This window comes from Nostoc sp. (assembly GCF_036917775.1).
GTDB lineage: Bacteria > Cyanobacteriota > Cyanobacteriia > Cyanobacteriales > Nostocaceae > Nostoc.
This window is the reverse complement of the sequence record NZ_JBALEQ010000097.1, coordinates 38,986-61,404: the sequence shown is the minus strand read 5'-3', so window position 1 is coordinate 61,404 and position 22,419 is coordinate 38,986. Positions and strand designations below refer to the sequence as shown.

Sequence of the window (22,419 nt, the reverse complement as noted above, 5' to 3'; positions counted from 1 at the left end):
ATGAGTTAACAGAGACGCGATTAATCGCGTCTGTACAAGAGTTAGAAGTTTTTATTCTTAACTCCTAAATTTACTTGCTTGGGAGTATTAAGACTATTGCGATCGCTATGCCTAACCATAGCAAAAAACAATATCGAGTTAGCTGCAAAGCATTTTGAATAGAAGTTGCAGTAATGGGATAAATCGCATCTCCTAGGAGTGGTTTGTACTTAGCTACCCCACGATACGAATTTGTACCTCCCATCTGTACACCCAAAAAAGCAGCATAGGCACACTCACTCCAGCCAGAATTGGGACTAGGATCGTTAATAGCATCCCGACGACAAATTCGCCAAATCTGCATTGGTTTACCCGATAACAGCGCCAGAGTCATGACTGTTAACCGACAAGGTAGCCAAGTCAAACAATCTTCCAATCGCGCACAAAACCATCCCAAATAAGTATAGGGTGCTTCTCGGTAGCCCACCATTGAATCAAGGGTACTGCTGGCTTTGTATGCTAAAGCCAAGGGAGTTGACCCCACAATTGGCACAAAGACACCAACAATTGCATAAAAAAGCGGAGCCATGACTCCATCTGTAGCATTTTCTGCAACCGTTTCTAAAACGGCTCGTAAAATTTCTGCTTGTGAGAGGTTTTGGGTATCTCGACCAACATAATTACTTAAAATCTTCCGAGCCTTCTCCAAATCTCCTGCTGTTAAAGGTTGTAAAACAGCCACTGCTGCGGCTCGTAAACTTCTACCAGCAAAACAACTAGCTAAAAGAATGGAATCAATTGCAATTCCCAACCACGGATGAACCCATCTGGCACATTGAATAATCAAAAAACCAACAAGACCGCTACCAATTATTAAAATAATCCCTAGTACAATTCCAGCTAGGCGTTGTGTAAGAGGATTTTTACACAATTGGAGAAAAAATTTGCTTAGGCGAGAAATTACCCACCCCATAATTTGTACTGGATGAGGCCAATCCCAAGGATCGCCAATTAAGTAATCTAAAAATGCAGCAATTATTAAAATATAGATGCTATCAGTCATAAGTCACGAAAGGGTCAATCAATTTTGGATTTTGGATTTTGGGTCGCACCTTTGGTTCGCTTCTAGAGCAACTTGGATTTTAGATTGACCCCGACCACGTTAGTGTAGTGGTACAAAATCCGAGTAATTGGCTCTGATAACACAGCGTTAACGGTAGCTTACTCCTGCGGGGAGTGCAGCATTTTGTACAGAGGAACGAGCATTTGTAGAAGTGTCGAATTTGAAATTGAGGATTTTCGATTTGTTCGCCTCACGAAAGCGTTGCGGGACGAATTACCGGGTAGGGTATCAACCAAAAAATCTAAAATTCCTAGTCAATATTTAAGCTATTGACCGGAGGCGGAGCGTCTCTGGCTCCGCTCTTGACTAAACCACAAAACTAGCTTCTTCCCCAAGGGAAGCTTGCCTGCTACGAGCATCGTAATAAAGGTCTGCCAGAGTAATACTGTACAAAGCTTCTTTGAGCTTTTGGTTGAGTCTTTGCCAAAGGCTAAATGTTACCCAATCTTCAGCTTGTGTAGGTGCTGGGGTGTGATGAGGTAAATGGCTAGTCTCGCCAACTGCTTCTAAAATTTGTCCTATAGATATTTGTGCAGGCTCTCTTGCCAATTGGTATCCGCCGATGCTGCCACGAATTGATTTAACTATTGATGCACGACGCATTTCTATTAGTAGTTTTTCGAGATAAGGAGCAGGAATATCTTGACGTTTAGCGATCGCTCTTACAGATACAGGTCCATATTTTGGCTGTAAACTCAAATCTAGCAACGCCTTTACACTATAGTGTCCTCTGGTAGTTAGTTTCATTTTGGCAAGCTTTGTTTATCCTTTGTCATTTGTCCTTTGTAAATAACCAATAACCAACGACCAATAACTAAGGATCAGTTTTACTTATCATTCTGTAACTCAATTATCATCCTCAGCAAATAAACAACCTTTTGAGCGTTAGTTTAGAAAACTTAAACAAGTATAGTTTAGCAGTGATTTACAAACTATATATATAGTGATCAGCATTGCCAGCATTCTCTAAAATAGATTGTCTTGACAATATTGTTAATGGCATAACAATTGTGCATCTGAGTGTAATATACTTGGCTAGGTTGAGATAAAAACTAAAGGATTATGTTCCTATTAGCTCAACCTCAGCTAAAATAAAATCGATTCCAACACTTCAAACATTCATTTTTGATCTAAGTTGATGCCTAAACAGAAAAAAATTGAACCCTTACTCGGTGAAGAACTGCTCAAAAAAGTCAAAGAGCTAGAGAACGAGAGCAAAGAAGACAAAGCCAAGAAGTGCGGCTACTATACCGTTACTAAAAACGGTATAGAGCGCGTCAATATGATGAAGTTCTTAAATGCCCTAATTGATGCTGAAGGGATTCAGTTGGACAGTACACCAAGTGCTAATGGGCGTGGTGGACGTAGTGCTAGCTATAGAATTAGTGTGCAATCGAATGGTAATTTACTTATAGGTTCAGCTTATACAAAACAGATGAATCTGAAACCAGGAGATGAGTTTATCATCACTTTAGGCAAAAAGCACATTCGTCTGAGACAGGTAGATCCAGAAGATCGGGAAGGTGATGAAGCTATAGAAGCCACAGCTTAATAAATGGTCATTAGTCAATGTCATTTGTCCTTTGTGAAAACCAATGACTATAAAAAGTCATTAGTCAATCGTCATTTGTCCTTTGTAAAAATCAATGACTAATGACCAATGACCAATGACTAATGACTAATGACTATATCTGTGGTCGGTAAGACTGGTAAATAGTGGCGAAGTGCCTTGCGCGTAACTGCTAAATTGCAGGTTAAGGCAATTTGCTCTTTTTCTAGTAAACCCAAAATGCGATCGGGTTTGTCTCGTGCTACCACTGGTAATTGATGTAAACCTCGAAGACTCATACGATCTAAAGCTTCAGATAATAGTTCATCCTGCCAAGCATAGAGAATTTCAGTAGTACAAATATCTATGAGAGTTTGACTGGATAAATTATCTGGAATTTCAGTTAGTGAATTCGGGTAATTTTGCCAAAGAGCAAGGGCACGGTTAATATCTTCCAGAGAGAGTATACCAACTAATTGCTCGGCTGCATCAATTACTAAAGCGCTCCGGGTGCGATCGCGGATCATCTCTACAGCTGCATCTAAAACTCCAAGGGTTGCAGGTAATTTTTTTGGATAGGGGTGCATAGCATCTTCTACCAAAATTTGCTGCACAATTTCCGCTTGTTCATCTTTCAATTCCGAAAGACCAATTTGTTGTAGATTAGAGTTAGAGTTAAAAGTTGGTTTAATCCTTTCCACTAGCCAAACACTCAAACCCACAGCTGCCATCAACGGTAAAACAATGCGATAGTCACGGGTTAATTCAAACAGCATTAAAATAGCCGTTAACGGCGCTCTGACACTAGCAGCTAGTACTGCTGCCATTCCTACCATTGCGTAAGCAGGGGGAGCCGCCATTTGATCGCAAATAGTCGGGAATGCCACAGCTAAAAGTTTGGCATACGCTGAACCAAAAGAAGCACCTAAAAACATGGCTGGTGCAAATAAACCGCCAATGAAACCACTACCCGCACTAATTGCAGTCATCAGTAGTTTCACCACCAACAGCACCACCAACAAGGAGAGTGGAAACTCCACATCTTGAAGCATTGCTTCTACAGTTTCATAACCCACACCCAAAATTTGTGGGAAATGCAAAGCAACTGCGCCAATTATCACACCGCCAATAATTGGATGAATTGGCTCAGGAATTCGTCCCAAAAAGGCAAAACCTCGAACCTTTCCAGCAAAGCAGGCTTTTGCTCCTCGAATTAATTGAGTATAAGCCAAAGAAACAAGGCTGGCCCCTAAACCCAAGCCAAGATAAAGGGGTAATTCCAAAGGACTGCGGACTTGGTAAGCAGGTAAATCAAAAGCAGGTTGTGCCCCCAAACCAATTTGGGCAATTAATGCTGCTACCACCGCCGCTAATAGCACCACACTCACACCAGAAGTAGCGAAAGATGTCGCTCCCATCACCACCTCTAGGGCAAAAAATACTCCAGCGATAGGAGCATTAAATCCTGCCGCAAGTCCAGCCGCAGCGCCAGCAGCTAAAAGCAAACGTTGTCGTTCTTGAGATACATGCAGGATTTCAGAGAACAACATCCCAAAATTTGCGCCAATTTCTACACTTGGCCCCTCTGGGCCCAAAGAAGCACCGCTCCCCAAAGAAACAGATGCGGCCAGCATTTTCGTAACAGGTCGTAGTGGTCGCTTAATCTCTGTTCCCTGAGAAGCGGCAATCAGAGATGAAAGTCCAGGGCCAAAATCTTGAGTGCGCCAGCGCATCAAGCCAACGATTAATCCGCCAAGGATGGGAACGCAGGCTAAAGTCCAAGCACCCCAGACACCGATTTGACCCATTAAATTTTCCAGCATCAGCTGGTGAATCAACTGGATTAAATAGTGAAAGGTGACTACACCCATACCCGTACCACCGCCAATCAGCATGGCTAAAAACAGGACAACTGTTTCTGGGGATGGTTGAAAACGATTAATTAGGTGAGCTAAATGAGCAGAAGGTGTAGGAAATGCAGGTTGTTCCGTTACCTTCCTCAGTTGAGTGGGAGGTAGGAGAGTCATTGAGAGGCGGGGTAAATGTAAGAAAAAATTTAAATTTTTATCTGTTACTTCTCATTGTGAGCCATTATTTAGCAACCAGACAAGTAGACTTTATTTGCTTGATTTACAAAGCTTTAGCAAAAAATGTCATTGTGCAAAATTTTTGTGGGGAGAATGGTTAAATGGGAGACAATTGTTATTTGAGGGTCAAAGATCCCTAGTGGGGTGCGAGTGAGCGCCAACACTATTTTTTCTAGAGACAACAAAGTTTTTGTCGGCTGGGTGGACACACCTGCAAACAAAAACTTGGAGTCATCCTTGCCTAAATCTAGCTATACTCGTGTTGCGACCATTGAGCCATCCTTGGTAGTAATACAATGTATGTATGATTTATGGCTGTTGTCAGACCATACTTGGAAGTCTGCTAAGTATTGATCGATTCAATATAGCTATTCTTATAGAGCGAGTAAATGGACTAGGCGGACGAGGTAAATGAATATACACACCTTTGATAATCATTATGTTACTTGCCCAATTTGCCAAAGAAATGCCACTCCCAAACCAGTTAAAACGCGCATGGGCTTGTTTTGCTGTCCCTATTGCCAAGAACGGCTAGTAGTTTGCCAAAGCGGTCATTATGTGCGCGATCCGTTTACTTGGAGACAACTGATGATTGCTTCGTCGCTACGTCGTCAAAGCCGACCTTTAGCTAGGATTATCAGAGATTTTGTCTTGCTCAAACGTCCGATGGTAGCCTTAGCTGTAGGAAGTGCCATTTTCTTTAGTGCGATCGCCCTAACTCAAGAAAAGACAAGTTACGAGCGCCAAATCTCTCCTACAACAGAGAAAGTTAATCAACCAGGAAATAAATCTCAGTAACTGGATTACTTTGGTATAAATCAAATCTTACTTTGATTTTTGTAATATTATAACTAAATACTTTTATGAAACCGTGTCTTATTACCCCAATAGGACACGGTTTTACATCATGTTCGCTTAAATGTCTTTGACGCTTGAACTAGTGATCGCATGAGATACTGGAAACACTACTTCACCGATAACCTCAAACAGCTTAATACCAAACTGCGATCGTTAAAAGATTTAGAACAGGTGTTTGATGAGATTGAGGACTGGCAAAACACTCGTCCCCATTTGGTGATTGGATTATATAAATAAGGCAATATCATCTAGAATCAACCATTTTGTCAACTGTTTGCAATGAAGTATCAAGCTGGGGACGAGTTTTTACAACAACTGCCGCTAATTTTAGCGGGGCCAATCCTAAAACATACTGAACCAGAGTCAGTGACGGTATGGGTGGCTCTAAAACAGTCTTGTCAGGTAGAACTCAAGGTTTATGAAACAACAAATAATGGTGAAGCACTAGGAAATTGCCTATTAGAGGGAGAACGCTCTAGCTTTGCTCTAGGCAAGTATCTTCATGTAGTTGCAATAACGGCTCGATCTCCAGTTGGATATCGCCTAACTAGCGATCGCCTCTATGCTTACGATCTCCAGCTTACTGCTGCTGATCAAACCCTGCAAATGCAACAAGCATTATCCTCAAACTCTTCTCCTACAGTCAGCATCAGCTACTTCGATCATCAAAAACCGACCTTTGTTTTGCCGCCAAACCGTCTTCAAGATTTGCAAATTGCCCATGCTTCCTGCCGTAAACCTCATGGTCATGGGTTTGATGCACTACCAATTCTTGATAGTTTAATTGAGGCTTCAGCAAATCAACCCCAACATCGCCCTCACCAGCTATTTATGACTGGAGATCAAATTTATGGAGATGATGTAGCAGATCCGTCTTTGTGGGTTGCCACTACTCTTGGTGATGCCCTCTTGGGTTGGGAAGAACAACTGCCGGTAAATGGGGTTTATTGCACTCCCCAGCAGCTACCCCCTGGAGAGCGGGCTGATGTTGCGACAAATCAAGCTGGGTTGACCGCAGGATTACATAATAAATCGGAGAAAGTTAACAGTCATCTTTTCAGCCTGGGTGAATATTACGCTACTTATTTACTAGCTTGGTCGCCAGTGTGCTGGCCAGACGCATTTCCTCAAGGACACCAAGTAACACGCGATCGCCATGCTATCAAAGATTGGAACCAAGCAGTCGGGCATTTGCGCCAATTCATTTATACCCTTTGGAAAGTGCGTCGCGCCCTTGCTAATATTCCCACTTACACCATCTTTGATGACCATGATGTTAGTGATGACTGGAACTTAAATCAAGCTTGGTGTTTGCGGGTGCTGGGTCGTCCCTTGGGGCGAAGAATAGTCCAAAATGCCTTGTTAGCGTACACGGTATTTCAAGGATGGGGCAATACACCAGGGCAATTTGCAGAAGGTCAATCCGGTGAAAAGCTGTTGGCGGCTGCACAAGCTTGGTCAGCATCCCAAGGGATGGATGCAAAGGCTGATGATGCGATCGCTCGTTATGTCGGTATGCCAGCCAATGATCCTGCCACAGGCTTACCTATTTTAGTCCGAGACGGTTCCGTATTCATTCTGGATCGAGATCCTGAAGCACTCACTTGGCACTATATAGTCAGAAGCGATTGCCATGAAGTAATTGTGCTGGATACACGCACTTGGCGGGGTTATCCAGCCGATCAAAAACCAATTGCACCACCGATGCTATTGTGTCCAAAAGCCTTTGAACAACAATTAGTTTTACCTTTACAACAAGTAGCTGAACAAACTCAGATTCAAAATACATTTGTAATTGCGCCCACTAATGTATTTGGTCTACAAGTAATTGATTGGATTCATCATTGGCATTTACAACGTGAGAAAGTTTTTTCAACCGATGTTGGAGATGCTTGGAACATTAATGTGGAAGCACTGGCGAAATTCCTAACTACCTTGTTTGAAGAACGTCAACAAGTGATTATTTTATCTGGAGATATTCACTACAGTTCTGTTGCTCACTTGTCTTATGCACGCACCCATTCCAAATTGCAATCTGTCTTGGTGCAGTTAACCGCTAGTGCATTGAAGAATGAAGAGATTTTGACGCGGCTGATTCATACACGATTGAAAGATTGGCTATTACCCGAAAAGGTGCGACATTGGATTGGGTGGAGTAACCCACCCAATATGGTAGAAGTTTCTGCGAAACAATTACACCATAATCGCCAGATGCTAACTAACTCTGACTGGCATTGTGTGCTGGAATGGATACCTCGAAACACTGTTCAGAATTCTACCTGCAAAGCAGATATATTATCTTTGATAGCTCCCTGGAAACGAGCAGAAAATGCTAAATGGAAATGGTTACAACCCCTGATGTTTTGGAAATCTCGTTGGTTTCAGGACGGGCGAGAAGTAGTTGGATTGAATAATTTAGGGCTGGTTCACTTTGAGTTTGCAGACGCGAGTAATTCTGACAAAGTTATTCAAGATTTGTACTGGTTTTCTTCTTGGTATCCAACCGAAGTTGTTTACAGCCGTTTTGAGAGCGAGTTAATGCCTAATCAGTCATTGTTACGATAACCAAAGAGGCAGGGGGCAGGGAGCAGGGGGCAGGGGAGGAAGATTCTGAAATTCCTGTGTAATCAAGGTTTTAAGAGCAAATAAATTTATTTATGGGCTTGTAGAAAATAATTTATCAATTGCACTGTTGAAGTGCAAGTTTAAAGTTTAAAGTTTGAACGTTTGAGTAAAAAGGTCGAAGTTCCGAGTTCCGAGGCTCAACGTTCGAGCAAAAAGGTCGGAGCTTCGAGTTCCGAGGCTCAACGTTCGAGCAAAAAGGTCGGAGTTCCGAGTTCAAAGACTCAACGTTCGAGCAAAAAGGTCGGAGTTCCGAGTTCAAAGACTCAACGTTCGAGTAAAAAGGTCGGAGTTCCGAGTTAAAAGGCTCAACGGTCGAGCAAAAAGGTCGAACTTTCGAGTTCAGAGGCTCAACGTTCGTATTCTAATCACTAAAAATTGAGAATTTATAAAGTCAACTTAATGAACTAACGCTCAAATTGCCATTTTATACTTGCATCTTGATCAATAAAGTTAATGAATTAATTCCAAAATTGAAAATTTGAGTTGAGAAAGATGTAACTGATGTTCTTCCTCTTTCCGTTGTAAGTAAATTGGCACGAAAAAACCCAAGTATATTACGAAATGTAAATAGGCTTAAAGCCCTTACTAATGGCCAATGACAAAGGACAAATAACAGCCTTCTCCTGTCGGAGACGCTACGCGATCGCCAGTTACTTTTAATTGCGCCGACCTACTTACTTGGAATTATGGTCTTTAAGTTGATAATTCAGCACTTGTGGGTTGATAATAAGGAAGATTTGATAATCAAATTTAAGTTGATGGGAGATAAGACAACTCCGATTTATACCTGAATCGAGAGCTGAAAATCTACTAATTATGATCTAGATATATTTGCTCCAGAAACAAAAATTGCAGCACTTTAACTTCTGGACACATGATTATCGATCATGATTTACATGAGATTGCAAGTGTTGTGGACTTTGCCAAGAAATAAAAGTTTTCGTTTTGGCGGGAGGGTTAAGCAATGAGTGAGTTACAGACTCAGCTACCGACAGATACATGGATTTACACTTCTTGGCAGGATTATGAGCAGATAGTTGCTAACTTGCTCAAAGAGAAGGTAAAGAGTTACTACTACAAGGGACACATGAGGCTGGAGATGGCACCAGTTAGTTTTGATCATGGTAAAGATCATGTTGTAATTATTTTTGCAGTAACTTTATTTGCAGCACTTAAAGGAATACTGGCTACAGGTTTAGATACAACCACTTTTCGTAAAACTGGTGTTCAGGACTCTCAGCCTGATGTCGCGTATTATCTCAGAGAACACGCCCAAACTATCCCAGCAGGTACAGGCATTGTCAACCTCGATCGCTATCCTGCACCGGATTTGGTGATTGAGATTGCTAAAACATCTTTGCTGGATGACTTAGGTACAAAGCGATCGCTATACGAAGATTTAGGTGTTGCTGAATACTGGGTGGTGGATGTGAAAAATTCCCAAATCATTGCTTATGCGATCGCAGATCAAGGTAGTAAACGTATCCAAGAATCACAGGTATTGCCTGGGCTGACTATCGCTATTTTAGAGGAAGCTTTACGCTGTAGCCGTGAAATAAATCAATCTCAAGTTGGGGCTTGGTTATTGAGCCAGTTTCAGCAAAAGAATGATTATTAATTTTTCTCAAATTACTTTCGTGTTGTTAGATACTGCTTACTGGGCAGTATTACTTAATAATCAAAATGATTTACATAGTAAAACCGTACAACTTTCCCAAGCTGTACAGCCTGCTCAAATTGTTATAAGTGAAATAGGACTTTGCGTAGGCGTAGCCCGCCGTAGGCATCGCATCTACGCCGTTATGAAAGAAAAGTTACCGTTTTTGATTGATTTTAGTTCCGATCAGCCAAAGCTTTACCCAAAATAGGAGTCAAGCAGTTGTTAAAAAAATGTTAGAAGTGGAGAGGTAACAGGGAATGACGTAGAAGGTGAGTGCCTGTAAAGTACTCCTGAAAGCCAGTCCTTGTTTAATAAGTTTTGTGTAGAATTTGGTGGTGAGGTCATTTAGTTGATACTCAATTGCAACAATCCAGGTTTCATTTATGAGTCAGTCTTTTTCTCAAAACCAAGCAAGGCGAAATCGTCAACAAAAGCTGTGGCCACAAAAATGGAGTTTAAAGACTAAGGCAATAGTTTGGGCACTAAGTATCAGCGTACTTCCTGTGTTTGCAATTGGGATAGCTACTTACTTCTATGGGATTAATTTAAGTACGAAACAAATACCGCAAGCAAGACTTGAAAGGACAAAAAGTTCAACAGAAACTGAAGCTCTACAGAGACAACTGTCACTCTTGTTAACTGGTATGGGGGTAACGGCAATCTTAGCAGGTGCGATCGCTGTTTTTGTGACTAATCGAGCTATCAGTCGAGTTACCAGCGTTGCTGCAACTTCTAATGATATCAAAAATAGGCTGCGTCCAGACAGTGAGTTTACTCAAACTTTCATCGCTAACGAAGATGAATTAGTGATGTTAGAGAGAAACATCAGCTTATTCACAGAACTGCTTTCGGTTTTGGTACAGGAAAAAGAAGCCGAAGCTGATTATTCTCAACTATTAACTAAAATTACTCGATGGATTCGAGAATCATTCAATGAAGAAGATGTTCTCAAAACTACTTCAGAAGAAATTCGTAAAGCTTTAAATATTGACCGTGTAGCCATCTTTTGCTTCAATTCCAACTGTAATGGCACCTTTATCGTCGAATCAGTAGCACCTGGTTTACCGAAAATACTAGGGGTTACAGTCTCCGATCCTGGCTTCGAGGTAGGATATATAGAAAAATACCGGAATGGTTGCACCCGTGCTATTGATGATATCTATCAAGCCGATCTCAGTGATGGTGATATTGAGTTGCTTAAGCAATTTACTGTCAAATCTAATTTAGTAGCACCTATTTTCAAAGGCAAACAGCTATTCGGTTTATTGATTGCACATCAGTGTTCTAGAGTTCGCTTTTGGCAGCAATCTGAGATTGATTTATTCGCTCAGATAGCTATGCAAGTAGAATTTGCTCTTGACTACGCCAAGCTTTTAGAACAGGTAGACACCAAAGCAGATAAAGCTCAGTTATTTATAGAAATTACCCGCAGTATTCGTGAATCACTCAACGAAGAGGATGTCCTGAAAACCACGGTGGAAGAGGTTCGCAAAATACTTAGTACTGACCGAGTTCTAGTTTATAGCTTTAACGCTAATTGGTCTGGAACTGTGATTGCCGAATCAGTGATTCCAGGTTATCCAAAAGTTTTGCGGTCTGAAATCCAAGACCCATGTTTCGGTCAGGGTTATGTAGAAAAGTATCAGTCTGGTCGCGTTGCAATCACAAACAACATTTACCAAGCTGGTTTGGCTGATTGTCATATTAGCCTGCTCGAATCCTTTGGTGTGAAAGCAAATTTGGTCGCACCCATTCTCAAAGATGAACAGCTATTTGGCTTATTAATTGCTCATCAATGCTCTAGGCCGCGTGATTGGCAACAGCCTGAAATTGATTTATTTGCTCAGATAGCAATGCAAGTAGGATTTGCTCTCGACCATGCAAGACTCCTGCAACGCATCGAGGCTGAGGGTGTGCAAAATCAGTTGCTGGTGGATACTATCGGCAGCATTCGTGAATCGCTCAACGAAGAAGATGTCCTGAAAACCACTGTCGAAGAGGTTCGCAAAGTACTTAGTACAGATCGAGTGATGGTTTATAGCTTTAATGGTAATTGGTCTGGAACTGTAATTGCCGAATCAGTTGTTCTCACCTATCCAAAAATTTTGCGAGCTGAAATCGAAGATCCATGTTTTGGTCAAGGCTATGTAGAAGAGTATCAGTCTGGTCGCGTTCTGGCAATAAATAACATTTACGAAGTCGGTTTGGCTGATTGTCACATTAACTTACTCGAATCCTTTGGTGTAAAAGCAAATTTGGTAGCTCCCATTCTCAAGGATGAGCAGTTGTTTGGCTTATTAATTGCACATCAATGCTCCAGACCCCGTGACTGGAAACAATCTGAGATCGATTTATTTGCTCAGATAGCAATGCAAGTAGGATTTGCTCTTGACCATGCAAGACTCCTGCAACGAATCGAAGCTGAAGCTATGCGAAGTCAATTATTGGTGGATATTACCCGCAGAATTCGCCAATCACTCCAAGAAGAGCATGTCCTGAAAACTACTGTGGAAGAGGTTCGGAAGGCTTTGAGTACTGACCGAGTACTAGTTTATAGCTTTTATGCTAATTGGTTCGGAATTATCATTGCCGAATCAGTGGTTCCAGGTTATCCCAAAGTTTTGCGGTCTAAAATCCACGATTCCTGTTTTACTCAAGGCTATATAGAAAAGTACCAGTCTGGTCGTGTTGTCGCAATCAACAATATTCATGAGTCAAGTTTGGCTGATTGTCACATTAAACTGCTCGAATCCTTTGGTGTGAAAGCAAATTTGGTAGCTCCCATTCTCAAGGATGAGCAGTTATTTGGCTTGTTAATTGCACATCAGTGTTCTGATACCCGTGATTGGCAACAGCCTGAGATTGATTTGTTTACCCAGATAGCGATGCAAGTAGGATTTACTCTCGATCATGCGAGGCTCCTGCAAGCGTATCAAGCTACTGAAGCTAACTCTACCTAATAATGAAAAGAAAGATTTTTTAGGGGAAATTCATTTGCCGATTTGCGGTTAAATGAATTGCCCCTACCGCGTATAGTAGTCTATTTATGAATAGTCTCGCGCTCTTTATTAGCAGGTTCCTTATCTTTGAATAAGTCGGCTGCTGTTAGAAGTAACTCCCTTAAGGTTTGTTTGATTTGGCGCTCTTTTCTCGCCAGAGATGTACCAGCTTCACCTAGTTTGTCTTCTAGCTGCGATCGCTTCTGTTCTACCTGTATAGCTACAGACTCTGCTTGAGGACGAGCTTTATCGTACCAGTGTTTAGCCTCGTCTAGATAATCTTGAACCTCCATAGAACGTCCGCCATAGCGTGCAGCCATATTAGCTCTGACAATAGCTAGCTGCGCTTGCAATTGCGCGTAACGTTTCTTTAATAACCCGACTTCTTCACTATCTTTAATGGCATTGACAGCAGAATCAATTGCAGTTTTGGTACTAGCTGGTCTTTCTTTACCCGTCTCTTCAATCTCTGCCAAAATTACATCAACCTCTTGCTGGAGTTCTTCTTCTTCACCATCTAGTTGAGCTTGGAGACGCTTGATATCTGTTTGAGTTTTAGCAATAGCTTCGTGTCTTTGAGTATTAATTCCTTCTAGCGCTCCTTCAATAGAAGCTGTCACTTCATCTTTGAGTTCGCTACCTTTTTCTTGGAAGTTTTCAATGACAGCAGAAACAGCATCTCTAACCAGGCTACGAAGTTCAGTAGAACCTTGTTTAAACTCAGAGCCTACTTGAGAAACTGCGGATTTAACAATTTCTCTAATCCGATCGGTTCTTAATTGTCCAGTTTCTTTAGCTTGTTGCAAGTCTGCTTGAATTTGTTCTTTGATATTGTTAGGCATTTTCAACTCTTATGAATTTAACTATTTGGGATAAAACTTTCTAGAAATGTTCTTACATCCCCATTATGGCGTGGCCAGATCGGGCTTGGTACTTCCTTTAGATAGAAAATTACAGTTCCAAAGAGGTGAACTGTCAATACTGCTCAGTTAAGAATATTTGCACGAACTGAAACCCTACCAAAGATTGGGTTTCGTTACTCCAACCAATCTATAGCTGTCCTAAATCATTTGTGAACAATTAGATCCCCGACTTCTTTGAGAAGTCGGGGATCTGAGTCTCTCTATTTTCACAACTCATTTAGGATTGCTATACAAATTTTTATTTATAGAAAAAACCTATGCAGTATAGATTGAACTGTAACATAGTGCCAATTTGTGAGATGATTAATGCTTGTTGGTAATAATTGACAGTGAAATATGTGGCGAGTAAATATTACTTGTTCAAGTGATGCCTGGAAGCTCTATGGTACTGAATTCAAAGCGATCGCCCAGAAGTATCAAGGAGAATTAATTGGTTCCAAAAAAATGCCAGATGGTACACGCATCATGTCTTATAAAATTGAGGATGTTAGCGATGCAGAATCCTTTCAAGAAGATTGTGCAAATTTTGCAGGATTTATAACTGACTTTGAATCCCTGTAGTAATTGATTCTGATACAACCAGTATTTTAAATCAGGAGACGTTGATTGAAAAGACTACTCACATTAGTATTAGTAACATTTCTGTTATTGTTCAGCGCTTTTCCTATGCCTGCTATGGCAGCAGACATAGTTAACGGTGAACAAATATTTAGTCTTCAATGTGCTGGTTGTCATATTAACGGCAGCAACATAGTTAGGCGGGGCAAAAATCTCAAAAAGCAAGCGTTGAAAAAGTATGGTATGGATTCAATAGAGGCAGTTACATCTATAGTTACCAATGGTAAAAATAATATGTCAGCCTACAAAGATCGCCTTACTGAACAGCAAATTACAGATGTTGCTGCTTACGTTCTCGAAGAAGCTGAAAAAGGCTGGCGTTAGAAAGTTAGGAGTTAGGAGAGACGCGAAAAATCTGTGTCTGTACAAGAGTTAGAAGTTATTAACTCTAGTCGTCATAAATCATTCATAATAAAGTAGAAAAGTTAAAAGGCTGTAAAAAACCGCTTTTCAACTCACTAATTATTAAATCTGCTCACTTCCAACTTCTAACTCCTAAAATTCAAAATGAACTTACCCGCAGCCAGCCGTCTCCAATTCACTCCCGATTTAAATATCTGTCGCATATTAAATGGTATGTGGCAAGTCTCCGGCGCACACGGACGGATTAATCCCCAAGCTGCCATTGAGACTATGTTCAAATATTTAGATGCAGGCTTTACCACTTGGGATTTAGCAGATCATTATGGCCCTGCTGAGGACTTTATTGGTGAGTTTCGCTGTCAACTAATTGATACTCGTGGCAAAGACGCTTTATCTAAGGTGCAAGCCTTTACAAAATGGGTGCCTCGTCCCGGTAAAATGACAAAGAAACTGGTCGAGGAAAACATTGATATTTCCCTAAGAAGGATGAATGTAGAATCGTTAGATTTGATGCAATTCCACTGGTGGGAATATCAGGATAAAAATTATCTAGATGCGCTGAAATATATGGCGGAACTCCAAACTGAGGGTAAAATTAAGCATCTAGGTTTAACTAATTTTGACACGGAAAATTTGAAGCTGATTACTGAAGCAGGCATCAAAATTGTTTCTAATCAAGTGCAATTTTCTCTTATTGACCGCCGTCCCGAAGTTAATATGGCGGAATTTTGTCAGCAGCATGACATCAAGCTTTTTACTTACGGTACACTGTGCGGCAGCTTGTTATCAGAAAACTATTTGGGTAAACCGGAACCGCGAGGATCTGATCTGTCCACTGCTAGTTTGAAAAAATATAAAAATATGATTGATGCTTGGGGGGGTTGGCAATTATTTCAAGAATTGCTAGCTATTTTGAAGGAAATTGCTAATAAGCATAAAGTAAGCATCTCTAACGTGGCAGTGCGTTACATTTTAGATCAGCCAACTGTGGGTGGTGTGATAGTTGGTGCCAGACTTGGCGTATCTGAACATATAGAAGATAACGCCAAAGTATTTAGTTTTAGCTTAGATGCTGACGATCGCGATCGCATCAATGCCGTATCTCGACAGTCACGAGATTTGTATCAGCTAATCGGCGATTGTGGCGACGAGTATCGCCGCTAATTATTGAGAAACAGGTAATAATAGTATCTTCATGCTGATGAATTAAAGAAGACCGTGACCACTACACTGCACTGGCAAGAACGGGTTGGAAATCAAAGAGATTGGGTTTGGCGGGGTTGGCAAACCCGCTATACTTACATTCGCCCTAGCCAAAATAACCACAAAACACAACCTCTGATTCTGTTACATGGCTTTGGCGCTTCCATTGGTCATTGGCGACATAATTTAGAAGTGTTGGCTGAACATCACACAGTTTATGCGATTGATATGCTGGGTTTTGGCGCTTCTGAAAAAGCCGCAGCTAATTACAGCATTGACTTATGGGTTGAGCAAGTTTACGATTTTTGGAAAACTTTCATCCGTCAACCGGCAATTTTAGTAGGCAATTCCAACGGTTCACTGATTTCCATGGCCGCCGCCGCCGCTCATCCTGACATGGTGCTGGGTATAGTGATGATGAGTTTACCCGACCCTTCCCTAGAACAAGAAGCAATTCCTCCCGTGTTGCGGCCGCTTGTCAGAGCAATTAAAAATGTGGTCGCTTCGCCATTAGTTCTTAAACCTGTGTTTAACTTCGTGCGCCGTCCAGGGGTGCTGCGTCGCTGGGCTAGTCTTGCCTACGCTAACCCAGAGGCGATTAGCGATGAACTCATAGAAATCTTAGCTGGGCCTCCCCAAGACAGAGGTTCAGCTAGGGCTTTTAGTGCTTTGTTCAAAGCTGCGATCGGAATTAACTTTAGTCCTAGTGTGAAGACAGTATTACCAACCTTAACAATTCCGATGTTGTTAATTTGGGGACAAAAGGATCGGTTTGTTCCCCCAGCCCTTGCTAACCGATTTGCCCAATACAACCAAAAATTGGAAGTGCTGAATTTAGCAGACGTGGGCCATTGTCCCCATGATGAATGTCCTGAGCAAGTCAACCAAGCTATTGTAGATTGGATTGAGAGATGGGTTAGCGACCGCCAACCCCCTTACACTTTCCCAGCTTTGCCGGAAACTGTCTAAGAGGGCCTTTGTTTATACCGCGCATTCATGAGCTAGCGTTGTTGGCGACTCTTTGAAGAGATAGATATGAGGCTTTTGTTATGCAATGGGAGCGATCGCGCCACCCAATATCTTTGCGAGCATCGAATTGGGAATTACTTAACACCTAGCCAATCGTGGCTTGGTTAGTGTCAACATCTGTAGTGCCATTCACAGAACGAGCTACAGAAATCATCTTATTAAGGATTTCTTGACTGGGAACTTTGCCTTTCAATACTACAGTGCTACCCGTTTGAGCAACCCAAAGGGTATTAACATCATCGAGTTGGGGATCTTCATCAAATGCCAACGCTACCCGCTTTGCCAACCCACTTTGGTCATATTCGCCACTTAATCCCAGACGTTCTGGGGGTATGGATTGAGTAGCAGTAGGAGCAGCATTAGTACTAGGAGTTTGTGCTATTGACTGCGGAGTAGGATTTACTTCTGCATTTTGAGGTTTTTCCATTCCAAATAGTCTTTGTAACCAACCCATAAAAATTTTTCTCCTAATTAGAGGCTTATTGAGTGGAGTATAAAAGCTTTACGAAAATGCCGCATCTACCAATGAAAAGATATCCATTCCCTAAAATTCCTCCTTGCAGGATAACTTCTGCCCAATTTTTTATTTCTAGAGAATGCAATGAGTGCAGCTATTGAGTTTACAATAAAAGGTCGCACTGATAATTAGTGCAGTAGTACGCTACAACAGAAACCAACATACATTTGACAAAATGTCAAGAGTTTGTAACTCAATGAATTTTGAATTTTGAATGAGTGAATTCTGTAAAGCAGTACTAGTTTCTGCGTTCCTCAAATCCTGTTCTAGCCTCTGTTGGCGAAGATGAAACATACCCTTTCAGTTCTCGTAGAAGATGAGGCGGGTGTTCTTTCCCGCATTTCTGGTTTATTCGCCCGTCGTGGTTTTAATATTGAAAGCCTTGCTGTTGGCCCTGCTGAACAGGGAGGAGTCTCCCGAATTACAATGGTTGTACCTGGTGACGATCGCGTGATCGAGCAACTCACCAAGCAACTATACAAGTTAGTCAATGTCCTCAAGGTACAGGATATTACCGAAACTCCTTGCGTCGAGCGAGAATTGATGCTTGTGAAAGTGAATGCTAGTAGCAGCAATCGCTCAGAAGTGATTGAACTGTCTCAGATTTTCCGGGCGCGAGTCGTGGATGTAGCAGAAGATTCTCTCACCTTAGAAGTTGTGGGAGATCCAGGTAAGATGGTAGCGATCGTGCAGGTGTTGCAAAAATTTGGTTTAAGAGAAATCGCCCGCACTGGCAAAATTGCCCTGACTCGTGAGTCAGGCGTGAATACCGAGTTACTCAAATCTTTGGAAGCAAAAGTTTAGTTGGGAATTTAAATCAAGGCTTGTAAATAGTCTTTTGTCAAATAAGGGGGACATGTCGCCATGTCCCCCTTGTTAGGAATAAAAGTGTCCTTCAATCTGCCTTCTGATGTTAAGGGACTTGCAGAAAATAAATTATCCCAAATTATTTGCATATCTGTAGGGGCGCAAGGCCTTGCGCCCCTACAATGGGATATTTTTTTAACTGGAAGTCCCTAGTACTTCTTGAAGTTAGGGATTTCTAAGAAATAAATTATCCCATCTTGTGGGGTGGGCAACATAGGTTCATGTTGCCCACTCCACAATCAATAGTTGGATATTTTTATTATTTGTCAGTCCCTTAACAACGTTCTTAAGCAAAACTGACTTGTAACGTATAAGAAGTAGGATCAAAAGTGCCACCAGAGAAAGTTCCGCCATCTTGAGGGAAGGAAGGAAAATCACTGACTGAAATTGAGTACGTACCTGCACTCAGGAAACTGGTAATTAATGACGAACCGCCACCACCACCATCATCGTTACTACTAACTAAAGTTCCACCACTGTTAAAGAGTCCGAGAACTGTATCTCCCGATGTCACTGTTCTGATGTTGACAGTTCCTGCATTTGCTAAAGTAAATTTAAAAAAGTCGAAATCGGGATTATTCCCCGGTTGAACTGTTGCTAACTGAGCCGAAAGATTAACATTTGAGCCTGACGACAAGGAACCTAACCCTTCAGCGCTGGCTAGTGTGTTGTTTGTATCTTCTCCTACATTTTCCCCCTCAAAGAAAAGGAAGTCATCACTATCAAGTCTGACATTGTTTCTCCCCTGTAGAATACCTACGATCTCATCTGGCTCTGTTCCCGGTTTATCTAAGAATATTCGTGTATTACTTGCAACAACTTGCAGACGGTAGTCTTGTAAAGCACCTTTGAGTTCAATTCGATCTTGGCTAGAGTCGAAGTCAGTAATAGTAGCAAAGTCCTCAAAACCAGGATTTGCACTGTTGTTATCGTCGTAGAAAACATTTACAGCGTCTCCCAGGATAAATCTATCTGCCCCAGTTCCGCCAATCAAAGTATCAGTTTCCCCTAATCCAGGTGGAAGCAGACTACCGGGAAAAGTACCGATGAGGATATCGTCTCCAGATCCACCATTGAGAATGTCATTACCTGGCCCACCTTGTAGACTATCATTGCCATCTTCACCATTGAGGATATCATTGCCTAAATTACCGTCTAACGTGTCATTGCCTACTCCGCCATTTATAGTGTTGTTAGCAGTATTACCAAAGAGCAAATTGTTAAGACTGTTACCTGTCCCACTGATGGCGTTAGTTCCCGTCAGCCTGAGATTTTCTACATTGAAACCCAGTGTGTAGCTGATAGAAGATCGGACGACATCTGTACCTGAATTAGCAGCTTCTATAATGGTGTCAACAGCACCGTCAATGATGTAAGTATCGTCGCCTGCTGCCCCATTTAAAGTGTCAGTACCTGCGCCCCCATCAATAGTGTCATTGCCACCTCCACCGTTTAGACTATCGTTGCCATTATTACCAAACAATTGGTTATTTTGATTGTCACCAACAATAATGTCATTTGCATTTGTGCCTCTGACATTATCAAAGTTGACTACAGTAAATGGTAGTGTTCCCAAACCAGGAACGTTATTAGCAGCCAAGCTTTGGGTTTGCAGGTTAACAGTGATAAATACCCCAGCCAAGGATTGCGAGGCATCTATAGTGTTGTTAGCAACATTAGCATTAGCAATAATCTTTTCTACCCTAAAGAGCGTGTCTTGACCTAATCCGCCAGCTTTTTGAATGGTTCCGACACCTGACAAGGTAATGGTTTGGTTTAGTTGACTGTAATCTGCGCTATCAATGCCATCTCCGCCATTAATACTGTCGTTACCCTGACTACCTTTGAATATGTCAATGCCTGCACTACCGATTAGAGTGTCGTTTCCTGTGCCTCCATCAAGTGTATCATCGCCATCTCCACCAATTAGACTGTCGTTTAGTGTTCCACCAGCGAGAGAATCGTTACCAGCTGCACCATTCAAGGTGTCGTTACCGGAAGTACTATTGGCATTACCATCAACAGCCCAACCAACTATCGTGTCATTTGCCGAAGTCCCAGAGAGATTGTCAGCACTTGTACCGCCGAAAATAAATGCCATGTTATTTTTCCTGAATTTCTAACTAATACGTAATTTCAGCTTCAGTTAAAGAACTATTCATCAGTTCAATGCAGATGGCTTACCATTTGCGTAATCCTATTTACAAAACATTAATGATTGATTTGGTTAGAGGATGTTTTAAAAATCCCATTATTGGGATAAAAGTGTTCTAGATCCCTCTATAAATTTGAGAAACTTCATTCTAGTTTCTCCTTTATAAAAAGAGGAAAGCAATAAGTAACTGAAATCACATTTAAACACTTTTAAAACAACCGCTTAGGAAATTTCAAATAAAAAATATTCCACTATTTATTGTGGACTGGCTCGAAAAGTCCGGTTTGGCTTGCAGACGAACAAGACAGCTATTGCACAAAAATAGATAATTCCTTTTTCGAAAATCCCTAAATGGATTACCCAAATGGCAAGTAATTATGCAAAATATTTGGTTTGTTTTCCAAACTTATTTGAACCCATCTGTAATTATTTAAATATCATAAAGAAAAGGCTGTATCAACTTCTTTATGAAATCTTTAAAATTTTAATAAATCCGATTTTTAATATATCGAAAGATTATTGTAAATTTTAAGTAGATATTTTTTTAAAGATACTGATTGTTTTGATGAATGTTGAGATATTTTCCCACTTATGGTGATATTGTCGTTACGTTCGGCTGCAATATCGGATTTTTTGGTCAAAGAAATATTACGTTTAATAGAATAAAATAGTTTTATACTAAAGAAATACATTTCAAAATACATAAGTTAAATTTATGTATTCAGCAATTTAAGTTTAGTGCTTAATGACACTTAAGCTTTACATAAATTTTATATAATTCCTCTCAGGTCTTTTAAATCCAATACTCCCCAAGACTGCATAGGTTTTGCCTAAAAAAGGAAAATGTGTAGGTTGGGTTAAGTAGATTAAGGGAGATAATTTAACTTATGTGTACAGCGTAGTCAGAACAGGAAGAGGAGTGGAAGGAGGTTTTGCAGATAAGAGTGAAAAATCGCGTTTTCCATAGGTATGTTGAGAAATTCATCATTACTTTGGCTAAAAATTGGATGTTTTCCTATATATTCAAGTAGATGTAATTTTTTACGTATAAATATAATTTATACTTATTAGTATCTCTGCTGTGGATATAGTATCAAAAATAACATTAAACCAAAATTTAGTTTCTCAAGGAATTAACAATATGACCTCACCTGAAGAATACATCAATAATAATTCATCCAATATAGAAAAACAGAATTCGAATGCAAACATAAATGAGTTGCAATTTAGTAATAACAGCATGAGTGAAGGTAGAAACTTAGATAAAGTTAGAGAAATTCTTTTTGGCAATCAAATACGGGATACGGAAAGAAGGTTTACCCGTCTAGAAGAACGTTTAATTAAGGAATTGGGCAACGTGCGAGATGAAACAAGAAAACGTCTAGACGCTTTAGAAACTTATATTAAACAAGAAGTTGATTCTTTAACACAGCGCCTAAAAAATGAGCATACAGAGCGTGACTCTCAGGTAAAATCAGTTGCTGAAGAAAGTAAAAGCATAATTATATCTTTAGAAAAAAAGATTACTCAATTTGACGAACAAGCGACTAATAGTCAACGAGAATTGCGCGAGCAGATTCTCAACCAATCTAAAAGCTTACAAGATGAGATCCAACAAAAATCTCAGGAAATAGTAGCTTTAATAGAACGGGAAGCGCAAGAACTTCGCAGAGAAAAAACGGATCGTTCAAATCTTGCGGCTATGTTTACAGAGTTAGCTGTCCGGCTGAATGCAGAAAATAAGTCTTGAGCTAAGGAGTTGTTTGAAAAATTTTTCACTATGAGTTTTAGCACTTTTATATTCTCCTTACCCCTTTTAAAAAGGGGAACTTAAAAGAATTTAAAAGTTTTAATACCGACAAGA

20 protein-coding genes are annotated in these 22,419 nt (G+C 40.8%); 14 read left to right on the top strand and 6 right to left on the bottom strand.

From position 1 onward, the window contains the following. Positions 1–70 precede the first annotated feature (70 nt). Positions 71–1,042: an adenosylcobinamide-phosphate synthase CbiB gene (gene cbiB / locus V7K69_RS20220; protein WP_335037493.1), complete on the bottom strand. Its 972-nt coding sequence runs from the start codon at positions 1,040–1,042 to the stop codon at positions 71–73. Between the two features lie 366 nt (positions 1,043–1,408). After that, complete coding sequence (locus V7K69_RS20215) at positions 1,409–1,849, bottom strand: Rrf2 family transcriptional regulator (RefSeq protein ID WP_185580826.1); 441 nt, start codon at positions 1,847–1,849, stop codon at positions 1,409–1,411. Positions 1,850–2,240: 391 nt separating this feature from the next. Between V7K69_RS20215 and V7K69_RS20210 the strand changes: the two genes are divergently transcribed. Further along, entirely contained in the window at positions 2,241–2,654 is a 414-nt protein-coding gene (locus V7K69_RS20210; protein ID WP_012409420.1) for an AbrB family transcriptional regulator, read from the top strand. A 119-nt stretch (positions 2,655–2,773) separates the two neighbouring features. On the opposite strand, the gene V7K69_RS20205 is transcribed toward V7K69_RS20210, so the two are convergent. Then, a complete protein-coding gene (locus V7K69_RS20205) occupies positions 2,774–4,678 on the bottom strand; it encodes a chloride channel protein (RefSeq protein ID WP_335037490.1) in 1,905 nt (634 codons plus the stop codon). Positions 4,679–4,888: 210 nt separating this feature from the next. Between V7K69_RS20205 and V7K69_RS20200 the strand changes: the two genes are divergently transcribed. From V7K69_RS20200 to V7K69_RS20170, 7 genes are all read left to right on the top strand, one after another. Beyond that, positions 4,889–5,092 (top strand): hypothetical protein, encoded by a 204-nt coding sequence (locus tag V7K69_RS20200; RefSeq protein WP_335037488.1) that lies wholly within the window; start codon positions 4,889–4,891, stop codon positions 5,090–5,092. A 57-nt stretch (positions 5,093–5,149) separates the two neighbouring features. Beyond that, positions 5,150–5,536: a hypothetical protein gene (locus tag V7K69_RS20195; protein ID WP_114082473.1), complete on the top strand. Its 387-nt coding sequence runs from the start codon at positions 5,150–5,152 to the stop codon at positions 5,534–5,536. A 150-nt stretch (positions 5,537–5,686) separates the two neighbouring features. Continuing rightward, on the top strand, positions 5,687–5,833 hold the full coding sequence (locus V7K69_RS20190; protein ID WP_335037486.1) for a hypothetical protein: 147 nt from the start codon (positions 5,687–5,689) through the stop codon (positions 5,831–5,833). 42 nt (positions 5,834–5,875) lie between these two features. Next, on the top strand, positions 5,876–8,161 hold the full coding sequence (locus V7K69_RS20185; RefSeq protein WP_335037484.1) for a PhoD-like phosphatase: 2,286 nt from the start codon (positions 5,876–5,878) through the stop codon (positions 8,159–8,161). Positions 8,162–9,185: 1,024 nt separating this feature from the next. Further along, positions 9,186–9,839 carry a Uma2 family endonuclease gene (locus V7K69_RS20180; RefSeq protein ID WP_335037482.1) on the top strand — a complete coding sequence of 218 codons (654 nt, stop codon included), beginning with the start codon at positions 9,186–9,188 and terminating at the stop codon, positions 9,837–9,839. Then, positions 9,829–10,089: a hypothetical protein gene (locus tag V7K69_RS20175; RefSeq protein ID WP_335037480.1), complete on the top strand. Its 261-nt coding sequence runs from the start codon at positions 9,829–9,831 to the stop codon at positions 10,087–10,089. The genes V7K69_RS20180 and V7K69_RS20175 overlap by 11 nt, the downstream gene beginning before the upstream one ends. A 175-nt stretch (positions 10,090–10,264) precedes the next feature. Beyond that, positions 10,265–12,841 carry a GAF domain-containing protein gene (locus V7K69_RS20170; RefSeq protein ID WP_335037479.1) on the top strand — a complete coding sequence of 859 codons (2,577 nt, stop codon included), beginning with the start codon at positions 10,265–10,267 and terminating at the stop codon, positions 12,839–12,841. An 80-nt stretch (positions 12,842–12,921) separates the two neighbouring features. Here the strand turns inward: V7K69_RS20170 and V7K69_RS20165 are convergent, their stop codons facing one another. Continuing rightward, entirely contained in the window at positions 12,922–13,722 is an 801-nt protein-coding gene (locus tag V7K69_RS20165; protein WP_335037477.1) for a histidine kinase, read from the bottom strand. Positions 13,723–14,139: 417 nt separating this feature from the next. On the opposite strand from V7K69_RS20165, the gene V7K69_RS20160 reads away from it, so the two are divergent. The 4 genes from V7K69_RS20160 to V7K69_RS20145 all read left to right on the top strand — a co-directional run bounded on the left by V7K69_RS20160 (position 14,140) and on the right by V7K69_RS20145 (position 16,956). Next, positions 14,140–14,364, top strand: a complete 225-nt coding sequence (locus V7K69_RS20160; RefSeq protein WP_335037475.1) for a hypothetical protein — start codon at positions 14,140–14,142, stop codon at positions 14,362–14,364. 45 nt (positions 14,365–14,409) lie between these two features. After that, positions 14,410–14,745, top strand: coding sequence for a cytochrome c6 PetJ (gene petJ / locus V7K69_RS20155; protein ID WP_335037473.1), 336 nt, complete (start codon positions 14,410–14,412; stop codon positions 14,743–14,745). Positions 14,746–14,928: 183 nt separating this feature from the next. After that, complete coding sequence (locus V7K69_RS20150; RefSeq protein ID WP_335037471.1) at positions 14,929–15,948, top strand: aldo/keto reductase; 1,020 nt, start codon at positions 14,929–14,931, stop codon at positions 15,946–15,948. 54 nt (positions 15,949–16,002) lie between these two features. Further along, on the top strand, positions 16,003–16,956 hold the full coding sequence (locus V7K69_RS20145; protein ID WP_335037469.1) for an alpha/beta fold hydrolase: 954 nt from the start codon (positions 16,003–16,005) through the stop codon (positions 16,954–16,956). A 145-nt stretch (positions 16,957–17,101) separates the two neighbouring features. Here the strand turns inward: V7K69_RS20145 and V7K69_RS20140 are convergent, their stop codons facing one another. Then, complete coding sequence (locus V7K69_RS20140; protein WP_012408559.1) at positions 17,102–17,470, bottom strand: BON domain-containing protein; 369 nt, start codon at positions 17,468–17,470, stop codon at positions 17,102–17,104. A gap of 348 nt (positions 17,471–17,818) precedes the next feature. Here V7K69_RS20140 and ilvN point away from each other — a divergent pair, with 348 nt between their 5' ends. After that, complete coding sequence (gene ilvN / locus V7K69_RS20135; RefSeq protein WP_114080075.1) at positions 17,819–18,337, top strand: acetolactate synthase small subunit; 519 nt, start codon at positions 17,819–17,821, stop codon at positions 18,335–18,337. Positions 18,338–18,686: 349 nt separating this feature from the next. Here ilvN and V7K69_RS20130 read toward each other — a convergent pair whose 3' ends face one another. After that, complete coding sequence (locus tag V7K69_RS20130; RefSeq protein WP_335037465.1) at positions 18,687–20,501, bottom strand: calcium-binding protein; 1,815 nt, start codon at positions 20,499–20,501, stop codon at positions 18,687–18,689. Positions 20,502–21,696: 1,195 nt separating this feature from the next. Here V7K69_RS20130 and V7K69_RS20125 point away from each other — a divergent pair. After that, on the top strand, positions 21,697–22,305 hold the full coding sequence (locus tag V7K69_RS20125; RefSeq protein WP_335037534.1) for a hypothetical protein: 609 nt from the start codon (positions 21,697–21,699) through the stop codon (positions 22,303–22,305). Positions 22,306–22,419: the final 114 nt, after the last annotated feature.